Here is a 16915-nt window from a genome sequence, read left to right as displayed (position 1 = left end):
AGATTCAAACATCTATAAACCAGTCTGCAAAACTGCTTCAAATTTCACCACTCAAGATCCCTCAGTTAAGCGTCAGTATAATTAACTTGCTGCTAATACCCCGTTTCTCTAAAAAGAGGCTACAGATGGAAGGGCACCCCGCGTCGCGGGGTGCCCTTCCATCTGTAGCCCTAATTTTTGGAGTTGGTATTACCACTTGCGCCAAAGGCTTCGAGGTATTTTAGCCCTGAGCCTGTGTTAAACAGAACCACGCGTTCATCTCGATCGACCTTGCCCTGATCAATGAGTTGTTGCAGTGCAGGGATGCAAGCTCCTCCTTCCGGTGCTGCAAAAATGCCCTCAGTCTTTCCAATCTCTTTTACTCCAGTCAACAGAGCGTCATCGGTCACTGCGATCGCAGTTCCACCGCTCTGACGCAAAATATCTAGCATAATGAAATCTCCGATCGCCTTTGGAACTCGCAACCCAGAGGCAACTGTATGGGCATTGGCAATTTCTGCTCCCACGGATAAGCCCGACTCAAATGCCTGGGTGATCGGGGCACATCCTGCTGCCTGTACACTCACCATGCGTGGACGGTGAGTCCCAATCCAGCCCATCCGCTCCATCTCATCAAAGGCTTTCCACATGCCGATCAAGCCCGTTCCACCACCCGTTGGATAAAGAATCACATCCGGCAGTTCCCAACCAAACTGCTCTGCTAGCTCGTAGCCCATTGTTTTCTTGCCCTCTACCCGATACGGTTCCTTCAGGGTAGAAACCTCAAACCATCCCTCTGCGGCTTTGCGTTCTGCAACAATTCGCCCACAGTCGGTGATTAATCCATCTATCAGGGTGACGGTTGCCCCGGTTTGCTGGCATTCAATAATGTTGGCAATGGGAGTATCTTTTGGCATAAAGATAAAGGCTTCCAGTCCAGCCTTCGCAGCATAGGCAGCGAGTGCACCCGCAGCATTTCCCGCTGAGGGAACGGCTAACTTTCTCACGCCTAACTCTTTTGCCATTGACACCGCAGCCGTCATTCCTCGTGCCTTGAAAGAAGCAGTCGGGTTTTGCGACTCATCTTTGATGTAAAGATGCTTGAGTCCCAACAGTTGCCCTAATTTTTCTGCCTTGAGTAATGGAGTCATGCCTTCGCCTAAGCTCACCTGATTGGCAGGATCATCAACAGGTAACACTTCGGCGTAGCGCCATAGCGTTGGCGGGCGATCGCGCAAAACTTCGTGCGTCAGTGAGTGTGCAGCGCGATCGAGATCATAAGCAACCATCAATGGTTTGCCGCACTCACAGAGGTTGTAGAGGCGACGGGGTGGGTAATGGTTGTTGCAGGATGAGCAGTACAGATGAGTTACATTCATTGGCTTAACTGTATTAAGAAGTTTAAGGAAATGAGGCAGCAGTTGAATACAGGTAATTAGTGTGGCGTGAATACTTTAACTCACCTAAGTTACCTGGTCTAATTTGGCAAAACTTGAGATGATGGATCGACCCAGAAGATCTAAACACCCGCTAACATCAGTACCGGGAGGAGTCGAACGAGCAGATGAGTAAGGGGCACTGGAGTAGGCGAATCAGTCGAGGAGTGCCCGTCATCCCAAGGCTCTTCTCAGACAAAGGATGGTGGCGGTTCTTGCAGTTTGTTCTGTTGGGACTGCTCATCACCATTGGTCTCCATGCCGGAACTGTAGTGGGATTCCAAGAGCCTAGCAAGAGAGCAGAGAATACGGAGCAAATCAGGATTACGTCAAATCCTCTTTCGTCCTCTACGATTTCTTCTCCCGCTCAGCTTGTGCAGCAAGCAGAAGCCCATTACCAGGCAGGACAACTCTCAGAGGCGATCGCGCTCTGGCAACAGGCGACAACCCGCTATGAGACGGCGGGCGATTCTCTTAATCAAGCACTGGTTCTCAGTTTTCTTGCCACTGCCTTTACAGATCAGGGACAGTGGATGCAGGCAAATGAGGCGATTAATCAAGCAGTTTTGCTGCTAAATGCTCCAAACCTGCCACCCAGTCCAGATGTCTCAGCTGTTCTCGCCCAGGTTCTCACTGTTCAAGGGGAGCTACAGTTCACTCAAGGTCAAGCATTAGCAGCACTGGAAACCTGGCAACAGTCCGAAACGGCTTACCATCAAACGAATGATACCAGCGGTATCTTGGGCAGTCAGATTAACCAGGCACGGGCGTTGCAGTCAGAGGGACTTTACAGACGAGCCACAACTCTGCTCACTCAGGTCGAACAAGCCTTACAAGACCAGCCCGATTCACAGCTCAAGGTAGCCGGATTGCGAAGTCTGGGTAAGATGCTGCGGTTGGTTGGCGATTTAGCTCAATCAAGAGCGGTTTTGGAACACAGCTTGGCGATCGCACTCGAACTCCAAGGTGAGACTCCTGAATCTGCGTCCGACATCAGCGGCATTTTGCTCAGTTTGGGTAACACAACTCGCGCTCAAGGAGAAACGGATACCGCACTCGCGTTCTATCAACAGGCGACAACCACGGCTCCCTCGCTCACGATAAAAACGCAAGTTCAGCTGCTTCAGTTCAGTCTGCTAGTTGAAACTGAGCGACTGGCAGATGCACAGCGACTGTTGCCAGAGCTCCAATCTCAGATCGCTGATTTACCCCCTGGTCGTCTGGCTATTTATGCCCGAATCAACTGGGCTCAAAACGTAATTAAATTAAGAAATAGGGAGATAGAAAGCTCAGGGGAGGCATCCTTCGATTTTCTCAGTATCTCAGTCCAAGATCTCGCCATTGCGGTTGAGCAAGCTCGGAGTATGAGCGATCGCCGAGCTGAATCTTATGCTCTTGGTACGTTAGGTAGCCTATATGAAACGACTCACCAGTGGAGCAACGCTAAAACTCTGACGCAACAAGCACTCAGTTTGGCGCAGTCCATTGATGCGCCTGATGTGGCTTATCAGTGGCAGTGGCAACTGGGACGAATTTTTTGTCAGAATACCCAGCCCTGCCCAGCTACAGGAGATTTGCAAAATGCAACGGCTGCCTACGCAGAAGCAGTCAAAATCTTGCAATCCCTTCGCAGTGATTTAGTTGCAATCAATTCAGACGTGCAGTTCTCGTTTCGAGAAAGTGTTGAACCTGTTTACCGACAGTTTGTGGAATTGCTCTTACAGTCTGAGAGCAACACACCAACTCAGGAAAACCTGAAACAGGCACGTCAAGTCATCGAAGCCCTCCAGTTAGCAGAACTAGATAACTTCTTTCGAGAAGCCTGTGTCAATGTTCGCCCGGTTGAGATCGACCAAATTGATCCGCAAGCTGCTGTCATTTACCCGATTATTCTGCCCACCCAGTTTGCGGTAATTCTGGCGTTACCCAACCAGCCTTTGCGCTATTACAACACTCCACTGACTCAAGCTGAAGTAGAACGCATCCTCACCCAACTGCACCAATCCCTTAGACCGACTGCCTTTCTCGAAGATTGGTTGCCTGTTGCTCAACAGGTTTACGATTTACTTCTGCGTCCGGTAGAGACTGAACTGGCAGCCAGTGAAATCAAAACTCTAGTGTTTGTGCCTGATGGCTTGCTGCGAAGTTTGCCAATGGCAGTGCTCCACGACGGTCAGCACTACCTGATTGAAAACTATGCAGTGGTATTCAATCCGGGCTTACACCTGCTGCAACCCGAACCGCTCGAAAATCTGCAATTGCGTGGACTGCTGGCAGGATTAAGTCAAGCTCGCGAGGACTTTCCAGCGCTGCCGAACGTCACAGTTGAAATTAATCAAATCGAAACGGCCCTTTCGGCTCAGGTGTTACTCGATCAGTCATTTACTAATGAAGCATTTCAAGCCCAGATTGATTCTACTCCGTCGCCAATTGTGCATCTAGCCACGCACGGTCAATTTAGCTCAAATGCAGATGATACATTCATTTTGACGTGGAATGGACGTATCAACGTTAGACAATTAGATCAACTGCTTCGGACTAGGGAGGGTAATCTCAACCCAATCGAACTGTTAGTATTGAGCGCTTGTCAAACGGCAACGGGTGATGATCGAGCGGCCCTGGGAATGGCAGGAGTAGCAGTGCGATCGGGGGCACGCAGCACGCTTGCCTCATTGTGGTCGGTTAGCGATCGCTCCACCGCATTGTTGATGATTGAGTTTTACCGAGAGCTAGGACAGCCAGGGATGACCAAAGCTGAAGCTCTACGTCGGGCTCAGGTTGCTTTGCTGCAACAACAGGATTACGCCTCCCCTTATTACTGGTCACCGTTTGTGCTTTTAGGCAATTGGCTCTAGAAGTTAAGCGATCGCATTTATCCTATGTGGGCAACCCTAAGACAGCAAATTTGGCGATGGCGCGGAGTCCTCATCACCGCTCCTAGTGTTGCCGGAGGATTGCTGCTGCTGCGATGCTTGGGCGCACTGCAGTTCATGGAGCTAATGGCGCTTGATCAGCTGTTTCGTCTGCGTCCCCTTGAACCGGCTGATTCACGAATTATCCTCGTGACCATAGATGAATCAGACATCAAACAACTTGGACAATGGCCAATGTCCGATGCAGTGTTAGCTCAGTTGATTTTATCCATTAAACAACAGCAACCCAGAGCCATTGGACTGGACATCTTTCGAGATTTACCTGTAGAACCAGGACACTCTGAGCTGATCAATGTTTTTACCTCTACCCCTAACCTGATTGGAATTGAGAAAGTGATTGAAACAGCTCAAGGTGAAGTGGTTCAAGCACCACCAGCCTTGGAGCAGCATAATCGAGTCAGTGCTAGCGATCTTCTCTTAGATACCGATAGTACAGTTCGCCGCAGTTTGCTGTACCTCAGCAATCAAGATGGAAAATCGATCGCGACTCTAGGAACACAATTAGCTCTGGTGTATCTCAAGAAAGAAGGCATCCAGATTGAAACAATCAACCTCACCAAAGGACAACTCCGGTTAGGTCGAGCGGCTTTTACTTCCTTACGTCCGAATGATGGCGGTTATGTAGGTGTTGATGCCGGTGGATATCAAATTCTTTCAAACTTTCCAAAACTCCAGGACCATTTTCGCACCGTCTCAATAACGGAAGTATTGCAAGGACGCATACCCCAAGATTTGATGCGCGATCGCATTGTGCTGATTGGATTAACAGCCGAGAGCCTTGAAGACAAATTTTTCACCTCCTACACCACTAACTCAATTGCAGCACCCGCAGGGGTTGAAGTTCATGCATTGTTAAGCAGCCAATTGCTCAGTGCTGCTTTGGATGGTCGTCCTTTATTAGATGCCTGGTCAGAGCCGCTGGAATGGCTGTGGATTATCTTTTGGTCTACGGTTGGAGCTGTTGTGGGTTGGATATCGCGATCGCCTCGCCAGACCGCATGTAGAGTTACTTTTTTAGGAGTTGTGCTTTTAGTCGGTGCATACGGACTGTTTTTAGTAGGGTGGTGGATTATTATCATTCCACCCTTGCTAGCCCTCGCTGGCTCCGCCGTTACAAGCAATGGCTACCTGCTGTGGGAGAACCTGAGGGGATATGCCCGCAACCTGGAACAGAAAGTGGAAGAACGAACCGCAAAATTAGAGCAAGAAATTGTTGAACGAAAACAGGCAGAAGATACCCTGAATCAACAAAAACAGCTCCTGCAAGCGATCGTGGACCACATTCCTGCCATGATTACGCTCTACAATGCGGCGGGAAAAGTTGAATTCGTGAATCGTCAGTGTGAGCAAATCTTGGGATGGACAACCACAGATCTGCACCATATTGACCTGATTGCTGCGTGTTGTTTTGATTCGGAGCAACAGCAGCAAATTTTAGATCACATGTTATCTGCAACAGGTGCCTGGTTAGATCTCAAAATCAGAACAAAGGACGATCGCCTGGTCAACACAGCATGGGCAAATGTTCAAATTGCAGAGCGCTTATTCGTTGGCATTGGACAAGATATTAGCGATCGCAAGCGAGCTGAAGAAGCGTCGATTTTGGATGAGCGCAATCGGATGGCGCGAGAAATTCACGATACCTTAGCCCAGGCATTTACCGGTATTCTGCTGCATGTCGGGGCGGCAAGCGAGCAGATTACCAAAAAGCCAGCCTCGGCACAAGCTCATTTGGAAACGGTGGAAGAATTAGCTCGAACTGGACTAGCTGAAGCGCGGCGATCGGTAGCGGCACTACGTCCTAAACTGTTGGAAGAAGGAAACTTATTTAGCGCTCTCAAACACCTGACCACTCAAATGAGAGCGACTACAAATACCAATCTCACGTGTGACATCATCGGGACTGCCTACCCTTTGCCACCCGATGTGGAAAATCATTTACTTCGCATTGGACAAGAAGCACTGACTAACGCCGTTAAGTATGCTCACGCCACTGAAATTCAGGTTGAGCTAGTTTGTGAGGAGTCACAGTGTCTTCTGCGAGTAAAGGACAATGGACAGGGATTTGAAGTGAGTCAAATTCCCCTGGGTAAAGGGTTTGGATTATTGGGAATGAGTGAACGGGTAGAGCAAATTGACGGTGAGTTAATCATTCACAGTCAACTAGGACAAGGCACAGAAATCGTTGTAATCGCGAATCGGAAGTAGATATTTTTCTCTATCCTTCACAAAATGCTCTTGGGTACGAGGTCAGCCCATCTGTCGCCACTTGTTGCGATGATAAGCACAAAGAGTCGCATTACAAGCATTAGAAGCAACGCAAAGCAGTTTCCCTTTACACGCTAACCGCACCTCATCCACCCATTCTTTGTCCCCACTTAAGTAACTCACACTAGAGACTCCTAATGCCTTGCCTGCTTCTCCTAATTGACTGACAAATCTTCTAATGCCTTATCTGCTCCTAATCTCATTCATGCAGGGCTTCACTGGTTAGATTGGCAATTGCTTTAACAAGTTCCTGAGGTTCGATCGGTTTAGACATGTAATGCTGAAAACCGGCAGCGATCGCTTGTTTCTGGTCAGGCTCCCCGGCATAGGCAGTGAGCGCGATCGCTGGCATCATTTTGTCTTGCGCTTTTTTGTCTTGCGCTTCCATGGCTCGAATTTGACGGATTAGCATATATCCATCCATATCTGGCATTCCAATATCACTCAACAGAATATTGGGCTTAAGCTGTGCTAACACCTGTAAAGCTTCCTCAGCTGAGCTTACAGCCGTTACGGTCGCCCCTGCCTGTTTGAGTACAACGATGTAAAAGTCACGAGTATCTGTATCATCATCCACCACCAAAATTTGTAGGTTAGTGAGAGGTGCGTTAAATGATGAGTGATCAATGGTGAAGGCTGTATCCTCGGTTTTTGATCCCTTTTCAGTTCTACTAAGTAACGGTAGTCTGACGATGAACGTTGCTCCCTGTCCTTCCCCCAGGCTTTCTGCCCAGACTGTTCCACCGTGTAGCTCTACCAGATGACGAACGATCGCTAAGCCCAAGCCCAAGCCACCAAACTTACGAGTGGTCTTACTGTCAGCCTGACGAAAGTAGTCAAACACATGAGGCAAGAAATCAGGGCTAATTCCCTTGCCCGTATCACTCACGGTGAGTTGAACAGAGGAATGGAAGGGCAAGGAGGTCACTGTCTTCACTTCTTTGCCCCCTTGTCTTGCATCCTGACCTTCCTGTACCTGCTCCAGTTTTACCTCTACTCGCCCACCTTCAGGTGTGAATTTAATTGCATTGGATAAGAGGTTCCAAACTACCTGTTGTAAGCGGTTAGGATCTCCTAAGACTTCTCCTGTAGAAGCATCAAAGTCCGTTTGGATTTCAATCATTTTTGCCTCTGAGGCTAAACGGACTGTTTCTATGGATGATTCGATTACAGTGACAAGATTGATCGGGATCGTATTGAAACTGACTTTGCCTTGCAGAATTCGAGAAACATCTAGCAAATCTTCAATAAGTTGTGCCTGTAGCTTGGCGTTACGCTCAATCGTCTCAACAGCTTTTTTGAGCACTGCTGCATCAAACTCACGCGTTTGCAGAAGTTTTGCCCAACCCAGAATGGGGTTGAGGGGCGATCGCAACTCATGGGATAGCACTGCCAAAAACTCATCTTTAATCCGGTTGGCTTGCTCGGCAGTCTCCCGTGCGATTTGTTCTCGTTGCAGCAGTTGTTCTCGTTCGGCTTCAGCTTGTTTCCGATCTGTGATGTCTGTAATGATTCCGACTAATCGGGTCGGTTGACCCTGTATGTTTTGATAGATGCTGCCGCGTACCGCAATCCAAGCGGGATAACCATCAGCCCGAGTTATTCTACATTCAAAATCCAGATCTTCGTAAGTCGAGAGTGTTTGCTGAAACTTCAGCTCGATGTCCGCTCGGTCGTCTGGATGAATATGATTCAAAAGGGTTCCATAATTCCATTCTGGCAGCAGTGAGTCATAACCAAAGATTTGGTCATGCAGCAGCGATCGCCGAGAAGTGCGTGACGGAATCGTTAAATCCAATTCCCACTCTCCAATCTGCGAGGAATCAAGCACAAACTGCAGTTGTGCCTCTCGTTCGCGCAAGGCTGCTTCAATCTGTTTTTGGTGATCAATGTCGGTGATGGTGCCGATCCAGCTGGTGATTGTTCCCCGGCTGTCGCGCAGCGGCACTCCTTGACTGATAAACCAGCGGTAGATGCCGTCAAAACGGCGCAGGCGATACTCTACGGCATCAGAGTTTCCAGTGGCGATCGCCTGTCTCCAAACTTGCATGGTGCGATCGCGATCGTCAGGGTGAACGGATACGATGCCACCAAAACCAATTGACTCTGCTTCGCTCAATCCGGTGTAGTCATACCAGTGCTGATTGAAGTATTGCATTGTCCCCGTTGGATGCATCAACCAAACTACTTGAGGCATTGCTTCAGCTAAGTCTCGATACCGTTGTTCGCTCTTTTGCAGGGCAATTTCTGTCTGCTTGCGGTCGGTAATGTCTTCGGTGACTCCTGCTAGTTGATAGGGCTCTCCATCTGAGTTACGAGATACAAAGCAGCGATCGCGCACCCACCGAATTGAACCATCAGGACGAATGATCCGGTATTCGTCATCTTGACTATCGCTGGTAGGACCCTGGTCAAGTGCCATTTGGATGCGCTCGCGATCGTCTGGGTGAATGGTTTGCATCCACACCCCGTAATCGGCGTACAGTTCCTCACGCGGGCGGCCCCAAATTTGCTCATACGCCGGACTCAGGTAAAGCATCTGCTGCGTTTGCAGGTCGAGCAGCCAGAAGGCACTTTGAATCGTCTCTGCCATCTGACGAAATCGATCCTCGCTATCATTTCGAGCCAGGATTGCCCGATCGCGCTTGGCCTCGGCTTGCTGCCGCGCGGCCATTTGCTGTTCTAGCTTCTGGTTTGCGGTTTGCAATTGCAGTGAAAGTTGGCGCGATCGCAGCAAAATCTCGACCCGTGCCTGTAATTCAGCTTTTTCGATCGGTTGGGTAATCAGTTCATCAATGCTTTGCCACAGTTGCCGCGTCACATATTTCACATCTTGCCGACTCGTTGCTAACAAAAACGGTAGCAAAACGGGACTCTCGGCAGTTCGTCTGGCTTGTACAGCCTGCCACAGTTGGTCTAAAGCTCTGGCTCCAATAATGCACAGATCAAAGGGTTGAGACACCAGTGATTCACTCACGGTCTCGGCATTCCAATCTGGCACAAGCGTGTCATAACGGGGTTCTAGCCACTCGCATAAGAGTCGACGATTTTCACGGTGTTCTAACAGCAGCAAAATTCGACTCATTCCGATCCTTTCAACAAATTTTGAATTAACTGCAAGAACTCCCGCATGATCAGAGGTTTTCCCAAAAGGCCCAATGCACCATTAGCGATACTGGCTTGTTGAACAGCAGCTTGTTGTCGGGGTGAGATCACAAGAAAGGGAATTCCTTGCTCACGCAGCCGCTGACAAAGGCTCCAAACGCTGGCATCAAATCCAGAAATATCAACCAATGCAAGCTTGATTGTAGTGGGAGTATTTAGGGTTTCTTCCACCTCCTCTAGACTGATTTTGGTTAAAACCTGGTAGCCTTGCTGCGTTAGAACTTGGGTCAGCAATTCCAAATTGCGACGGTTGCGATCGACAGCCAGAATCACCGGTTGGGAGGCTTCATTTATCACATTGATTATTTACCTGCTCCGGCACGCCCCTCAGGATGCCCCGAAGCTGCGATAGGGGTTGCCCAACTCGAATACCGTCTCGTGTAATATCCAGTTCACGCAACGCGCGCTCAAAATCTGACAGTCGCTTTTTCAACACGCCGATCGCCTTACGCATTTCTCCCTGCATCTCTAGATAACGCAAGAACACAATGTTGTCTGCCAGGTAGCTAATGCCAATCTCAGTAGCGCGAAAATCGCCAGTGATTCCCTCAGTTTCATTAATCAAAATTACCGTGACACCTACATTCTGCAAATATTTGCACAGCGCATGGAGATGACTAACCAAATCTGCTCCTCGTACTGACAGACGATAGCCTGCAATACTGTCGAGCATGACAATTCGTGCCTGTTTTTGCTCCACTTCCTGCCGCACTAAATTAGCAAACTCGTCTGGGCTAAACTGTAGCGGCTCAACGGCGACAATCGACAAGGTTTCACGTTGAACCATTTCCCGCACTGGAATGTTAATCGCTTCTGCCCGGTGCAGCACCATGCTGGACTGCTCCTCAAAGGCGTAAAGCACCGATCGCTCTCCTCGTTCAGCAGCAGCTTTTATAAACTGAACGCCGATTGTGGTCTTACCGACTCCAGTTGGTCCCGTAAAAATCGTCACTGTTCCCCGTTCAATTCCGCCATTGAGCAACGCATCGAGTTCTGGCACCCCTGAAGGAATTGCCTCCATCTTGAAATCTCGCTCATACGCCTCAGGCTGAAGCCGGGGAAAAACTTCCATACCTGTAGCCAGCAAACGAAACGTGTGAGCGCCTGCCCGAAAGCCAGATCCTCGAAACTTAACTACCATCAGGCAACGGGTGCCATTAGTCTGTTGAAGCTCGATTACGCCATCGCTCATGAACTGCAAGTCGTCATCTGGCATGGTCGGGCTGCTTTCCGAGGCAAACAGGACGGTCGCGCCCTGCTCTAATAGAAACCGCAAAAACGATAGCACCTGCTTGCGAAACTGGAAGACATCCGTTGCCAGGTAGCGAAACTGGGTCATTGCATCAATAAACACACGCTTGGGTTGAAGCTGCTTGACCTGCTCCACAATTTTTTGGGTGGTCGGTTCCCGCTCAACTTCAGCGGGGGAAAAGATGTCGTAGGTTTCGACTTCCGTAAAAAAATCTGAACTGGGGCTAAGGTCAAGAAACGTAATGGCTTCGGTGTTAAACCCCAGACGGTTACCATTCGTCCGCACTTGTGACTCAGCCTCGCCCAAAACGATAAAGAGGCTGTTTTCTCCTTGCGCTACACCTGTTGATAAAAACTCTAGCCCCAGTGTCGTTTTCCCTACACCAGGGCCACCCCGTACAAGATAAGCCTGTTGAGGAATTAAACCACCATATAAAATCTCATCTAATCCTGGAACTCCAGTTGAAAGGCGATCGTGTTGCATCAAAGTTTCGAATATCTTTTGCTTAGAAACATTAGTACATATATGAAAATTTTTTCATATTTTTGAAGCTCATAGTTCTATCGAAAGGGTGACGATGCTTTAAGACCTTTTCAATCATATGCTGAATGTAGTGCAGCAAGCCTCATGTTTTAATCCCTGAGCCTTCAGACAATACTGCTAACTCGCATGAAGAGTTACCTCTTGATCCAACAAGTGTGGTCTGAAACTGAACAGCAATTATCAAACTTCTCAACTTACCGGATGGCACAATTAGCTTCAATTATGATGAGCTATATCAGTACATTAAAACAAAGTTTTTTAACCTTAAGAACTCATTAAGATTTACAAGTCTTCGGCAAACGATCGCTTCCTATTTTGATACTGTGATTGCCCCTCAACTCTCTACAAATATCTAGCACTAATCGCTTCCCAATCTGCTTTTGATTCAGTAGAGATATGAAATATGACTTCCACTCGACGACCTTCGCGATCGATTCCAATAACCAGCAGACCTCGATTGGTTTGTTCCTCAGCAAAAATGCCTTTGAGATCGGAGTACTTCATTTGTGGATTCTTATACCAGTTTGATTTGAAAAGGATGCAGATGCCCGCAGGGGCGAATAGCCATTCGCCCTTACAAGGAGCTGATGTGTCGTGAAATCTATTTAAATCGGTATTGCCTCATTATTTTTAAGGTACAGCAGTTATACCAATTCCAAAATTACAGATAGAAGGGCATCCCGCAAAGCGGGGTGCCCTTCTATCTGTAGCTCTTTTTAGAGAAACGTTATTACTATAAACAGGGAAATTATTAGGAGAATTAGGTTGGCGATGTCATTGGTTGATATTGGCGTGAATTTAACCCATGCTGCTTTTGATGCCGATCGCCAACAGGTGATTGATCGGGCGATCGCCGCTGGAGTTCGCACCATGATTCTCACGGGTACCACGGTTGAGGGGAGCCAGGAGGCTCAGAGGCTTGCCAGTCAATATGTCGGAACCTTGTATTCGACGGCAGGGGTACATCCTCACGATGTGCGTCACTGCGATCAGAAAACCATTTTCCGCTTGCAAGAGTTGGCTGCTCAACCTGGAGTCGTAGCCATTGGTGAGTGTGGATTGGACTTTAACCGCGATTATTCTCCTCGTCCTGAGCAAGAGCAATGGTTTGAAGCACAACTGCAATTGGCGTGTGAACTGAAGCTGCCTCTATTTCTGCATGAGCGGGATGCCCACCAGCGCTTTATGGAAATCCTCAAGCCTTATCGGGATCAGCTATCCGCAGCGGTGGTGCATTGTTTTACAGGCAATGGAGAGGAATTGAAGGCATACCTGAATTGGGATTTACACATTGGCATCACGGGTTGGATTTGCGATGAGCGACGGGGACTGCATCTCCAGGAACTCATGCGATTGATCCCCTTAAATCGGCTGATGCTGGAAACGGATGCCCCTTACCTGACTCCCAGAACGCTACGTCCGAAGCCGAAAGGAGGGCGCAATGAGCCAGCCTTTTTGCCCCATGTGCTGCAAACCGTGGCAGTCGCGATCGCCAAACCTGCTGAGGAAGTTGCCCAAGCTACCACTGCCACCGCTAAACGGTTCTTTAAACTTTCAAACTAAGGTTCAACGATGCAGATGAGCTCGTTCTGTGGGTGCGATCGCCTCAAAATATTGCCCATGAAAATCGAAGGGAAGGTGATAGGGCAGCTCAACTCTGGCCAGCTCATCCCATGACTGAGCATCCAGCACTAACAAGAATGAGTTTTCTGTTTGCACATTCAGCACCACGGATAAAATTACTCCTTCATCTTCTGCTGAGGCATTGGGTGCTGCAACAAATACGGGTTCACCCGGATAACAGTTGGGCGATCGCCAAATTTTAGAGCTGCCATCCTCGACGTTGACTCTGACAAGCTGGTCCGTGAAGTTACCGGGTTGAGAGCTTCCAACTCCATAAGCAAACCGATAATCATGAGTGTTGCACCGTTGGTAGTTGATTCTAGGTAGCTCGATCGGCTCTGGAGTCAGTACTTTATAGTTCGCCGTTGGACTATCCAAAGGCAGACAATAACGCCTCAGTTCTCCTGCGGCAATCACCTGATCGGGATGATGCAGAAGCGGTTCTAGGTACAAAGATTGAATCACTGAGGGATCGGAATAGGCAACCAAATCCACCATAATTTCGTGATTTTGCTCAAAAGCATTGACATGATGAAAAGCGAAAAATGATTCACTTCTACACGTATGAACGACTTTGCCATCCTCCTTACTGATGATTAAAAAGCGGGTTCCTTGCTCTGGTTTCCAGTGATAATTTTCGATGGTTGGCTTACCGCTCAATAGCAGACTCAAGCGATTCAATAAGAGCGGAAATTCTGCAAGGATGATGTAATGTTCTGTCATCGCAAAGGTGTGCATATAAGCTGGGCGCTTCACGGGTACAGAGCCAACTAACTCACGCTGATTGGTGTGAGCATCCATGCGATAGATGCTGTAGCTAGATTGGGGAATCAGGTTGACTAAATAGCTGTAGACTGCATTCTCCTGAAAGTCAAAGTGAGGATGAGCTGTGGTAATTTGCCCTGGAACCTGATCCTGATAATTAAATCGGTCAACCGTGTTGAGCGTCTTGGGATCAAAGCCAATCGGCATGGGAGATTCAGTTACCGAAATGAAGCGATCGCCCTGCACGGTAATGTTGACGGTGGCGTTATCGGTGAGGCGTGGGAATGGGTCGCGAATCCGCTCAAACAAAGAGTGACGAGCCGTAGTTCCAAACTCACTTCGGCTGATTTTGCCTTTGGCTTTAGCTTCCTGGTAAGCCTGACTTTCAAGAAACCGATTGACAAAAGAAACTTTTCCGTTTTCAAAGGAAAATTTGCGGAGCATCGCGAGTCCGTCAAACCAGTGATGATAAGTTTGTTTGTCAACCTCAAAAGTCCCAGGACCCGTTCTAATCAGGCTGCCTCTCAGCCAGTCAGGGATAGCTCCTTGAATCGGAAGCGGGCCAGTCTCATCTTCATGATGAGCGGCTGAGAAGCCAAGCTGATAAGGGGCGATCGCCATACAATCTCTCAACGTGAACGTTCTGATTATTGCAACGCATCCACAGAAAATTGACAGCTTGTCGCAAGTTAGATTTTAGTGAGTTGAACAGTCGTCATACTTTGGAAGCCAGGCAAATATTTTGACATGCTATAGCCGTAATATGTCAAAATTGAGAAATGTCTTTCGACAAAACTCTACAATTCCCTGAGCTTTGATACACATAGCTCTAAGCTTCCCAGACCTTACGTTTTCTCCTCTTCTAGACTCATACACAAAAAATAGCAATAACTTTTTCTCTGTCTCCGGAATTAGAGAATAGACCTTGGAAAGGCATTTAATGAAGTAAGCAGAGATCTCGCAAAACCATGTAACTATCATGATTGGCAAGACATTAGGTGGACGCTATTCAATTACTCGACGCTTAGGCGGCGGTGGTTTTAGCGACACCTATCTAGCGGTAGATAAGCAGCTTCCTAAGACTCCTCCCTGTGTTGTTAAAAGACTCAAGGCACCACAGGCTGCAGATAGCCTGATTCTCAAGACCGTCAGACGTTTGTTTGACGCTGAGGCAGCAAGTCTCTATGAGCTAGGTCGTAGGAATAATCAAATCCCAAGGCTCTTAGCACACTTTGAGGAGGACAAAGAGTTTTATCTAGTTCAGGAATTCATTGAAGGGAAAGACCTCGGACACGAGTTGGTTCGAGGCAAAAGTTTTCCTGAAGAATGGGTGGTTGCTCTGCTAGAAGATATTTTGCACGTCCTTGAATATGTACATCAGGAAGGTGTGATTCATCGAGATATTAAGCCGCGTAATTTGATTAGACGGGTTGAAGACAACAAAATTGTGCTGATTGATTTCGGTGCAGTGAAGCAAATCAGCACGCAAATCATTAGTGCCCAGAGCGAAGGTGACACGACTGCAACCATTGCTGTAGGCACACCGGGCTATATGCCAAACGAACAGCAAGGAGGTAAACCTCGCTTTAGCAGTGATATTTATGCCGTTGGGATGATTGCGATCCAGGCGCTAACAGGTTTATCTCCCCAAGAGTTGCAGGATGACCCCAAGACGGGTGAATTGATCTGGCGTGAGAACGCTCAAGTGAGGCGCAGGCTGGGTGACATCATTGACAAAATGGTGCGCACTCACTTCAAAGATCGCTATCAGTCTGTGGAGGAAGTACTGGCTGACTTGCAGATTTTGCAAGGGCCTACTCTGCGAGATTGGAATTGGTTGACCGCAACAGTGATTGACCCCAGTAAAAGAACAGTCAAAAGGACTGGCAATCAGGGGATGCAAAGAGCTTTGAATAGCCGCTGGGCAGCAGTGGGGGCAACTCTGGCGGTGGGGCTGGCGAGTTACGGCTACTGGGTGCAATCTACGTCAAACCTCACCACTACGGCTCAAACTGTTCCTAGTGTGATTGCCCCCTCTGCTCAAAGGTTTGCTCTTGCCAACACGTTAGCGGTGCATAGGGGACCAGTCTCCGCGATCGCCACCAGTTCCGACGGTGAAACCTTTGTTAGTGGCAGCGAAGACAAAACCATTAAGGTTTGGAATTTGAAGACAGGGGATTTGCTTCGTACCTTATCAGGACATGGGGCTGAAGTCGTTTCTGTTGCGATCAGCCAGGATGGTCAGTTGCTAGCAAGTGGCAGTCGAGACAACACGGTTAAGCTCTGGGATCTGCAAAGCGGCGAACTCATACGCACTCTCGATCATCCAGACTGGATTCAGTCCGTTGCGTTTAGCCCTGATGGGCAGATGCTTGCCGCCGGAGATCGAGATCAAACAGTTTTTGTGTGGAACGTGGCCACAGGGAAACTTCTTTGCAATTTTATGGGGCACACCGAGGAGATTCAATCCGTTGCTATCAGTTCCGATGGAAGGCTCTTAGCTAGCGGCAGTCAGGACAAAACTATCAGAGTATGGGATTTGCAAACGGAAAAACGGGTACACATCCTTGCCCAACATGCAGAAGCAGTAGAATCTGTCGCTTTTAGCCCCGATGGGCAAACCTTGATTAGTGGTGGAGCAGACAAAACCCTAATCTGGGATCTTGAAACAGGGCGAGTCATGCGTACTTTATCTGACCAATCAGGTTTGGTGCGATCGCTGACCATTAGCCCAGATGGACAAACCCTGATCAGTAGCCATCAGGACAACACCATCAAACTTTGGGATATACACACTGGACAGCCACTGCGTACACTCTCTGGACATCTAGACTCGGTATCATCCGTTGCAGTCAGCCCAGATGGGCAAACCCTGGTCAGCGGCAGTCAAGACAATGCCATTAAGATTTGGGAAGCACAGTAGAACTCTTACAGCCATTCTCGGATGAGTA

10 protein-coding genes are annotated in these 16915 nt (G+C 48.4%); 4 read left to right on the top strand and 6 right to left on the bottom strand.

Annotated features, from left to right (window positions below):
• Positions 1-170: 170 nt before the first annotated feature.
• Entirely contained in the window at positions 171-1358 is a 1188-nt protein-coding gene (locus tag H6F93_RS16255) for a threonine synthase (protein WP_190682688.1), read from the bottom strand.
• Positions 1359-1543: 185 nt separating this feature from the next.
• On the opposite strand from H6F93_RS16255, the gene H6F93_RS16250 reads away from it, so the two are divergent.
• Positions 1544-4270, top strand: a complete 2727-nt coding sequence (locus H6F93_RS16250) for a CHAT domain-containing protein (RefSeq protein WP_190682684.1) — start codon at positions 1544-1546, stop codon at positions 4268-4270.
• Between the two features lie 24 nt (positions 4271-4294).
• Positions 4295-6556, top strand: coding sequence for a CHASE2 domain-containing protein (locus H6F93_RS16245; RefSeq protein ID WP_190682681.1), 2262 nt, complete (start codon positions 4295-4297; stop codon positions 6554-6556).
• Positions 6557-6815: 259 nt separating this feature from the next.
• On the opposite strand, the gene H6F93_RS16240 is transcribed toward H6F93_RS16245, so the two are convergent.
• From H6F93_RS16240 to H6F93_RS16225, 4 genes are all read right to left on the bottom strand, one after another.
• The gene (locus H6F93_RS16240; RefSeq protein WP_190682677.1) at positions 6816-9701 is read right to left on the bottom strand and encodes a PAS domain-containing protein; all 2886 of its coding nucleotides are present in this window, start codon (positions 9699-9701) and stop codon (positions 6816-6818) included.
• Entirely contained in the window at positions 9698-10078 is a 381-nt protein-coding gene (locus H6F93_RS16235; RefSeq protein ID WP_199313759.1) for a response regulator, read from the bottom strand. Before H6F93_RS16235 ends, H6F93_RS16240 begins: the two co-directional genes overlap by 4 nt.
• Positions 10068-11516, bottom strand: coding sequence for an ATPase domain-containing protein (locus tag H6F93_RS16230; RefSeq protein WP_190682673.1), 1449 nt, complete (start codon positions 11514-11516; stop codon positions 10068-10070). Before H6F93_RS16230 ends, H6F93_RS16235 begins: the two co-directional genes overlap by 11 nt.
• A 402-nt stretch (positions 11517-11918) precedes the next feature.
• Complete coding sequence (locus tag H6F93_RS16225; protein ID WP_190645327.1) at positions 11919-12080, bottom strand: hypothetical protein; 162 nt, start codon at positions 12078-12080, stop codon at positions 11919-11921.
• A 267-nt stretch (positions 12081-12347) separates the two neighbouring features.
• Here H6F93_RS16225 and H6F93_RS16220 point away from each other — a divergent pair, with 267 nt between their 5' ends.
• Complete coding sequence (locus H6F93_RS16220) at positions 12348-13139, top strand: TatD family hydrolase (protein ID WP_190682670.1); 792 nt, start codon at positions 12348-12350, stop codon at positions 13137-13139.
• A 3-nt stretch (positions 13140-13142) separates the two neighbouring features.
• Here H6F93_RS16220 and H6F93_RS16215 read toward each other — a convergent pair whose 3' ends face one another.
• Positions 13143-14597, bottom strand: a complete 1455-nt coding sequence (locus H6F93_RS16215; protein ID WP_199313758.1) for a carotenoid oxygenase family protein — start codon at positions 14595-14597, stop codon at positions 13143-13145.
• Between the two features lie 346 nt (positions 14598-14943).
• Here H6F93_RS16215 and H6F93_RS16210 point away from each other — a divergent pair, with 346 nt between their 5' ends.
• Positions 14944-16887 carry a WD40 repeat domain-containing serine/threonine-protein kinase gene (locus tag H6F93_RS16210; RefSeq protein ID WP_190682667.1) on the top strand — a complete coding sequence of 648 codons (1944 nt, stop codon included), beginning with the start codon at positions 14944-14946 and terminating at the stop codon, positions 16885-16887.
• Positions 16888-16915 lie beyond the last annotated feature (28 nt).

It is taken from the genome of Leptolyngbya sp. FACHB-671 (genome assembly GCF_014695745.1).
Lineage (GTDB): Bacteria > Cyanobacteriota > Cyanobacteriia > Elainellales > Elainellaceae > JAAUTN01.
The sequence above is the reverse complement of the archived record's forward strand: the minus strand, read 5'-3'. Positions and strand labels throughout refer to the sequence as shown.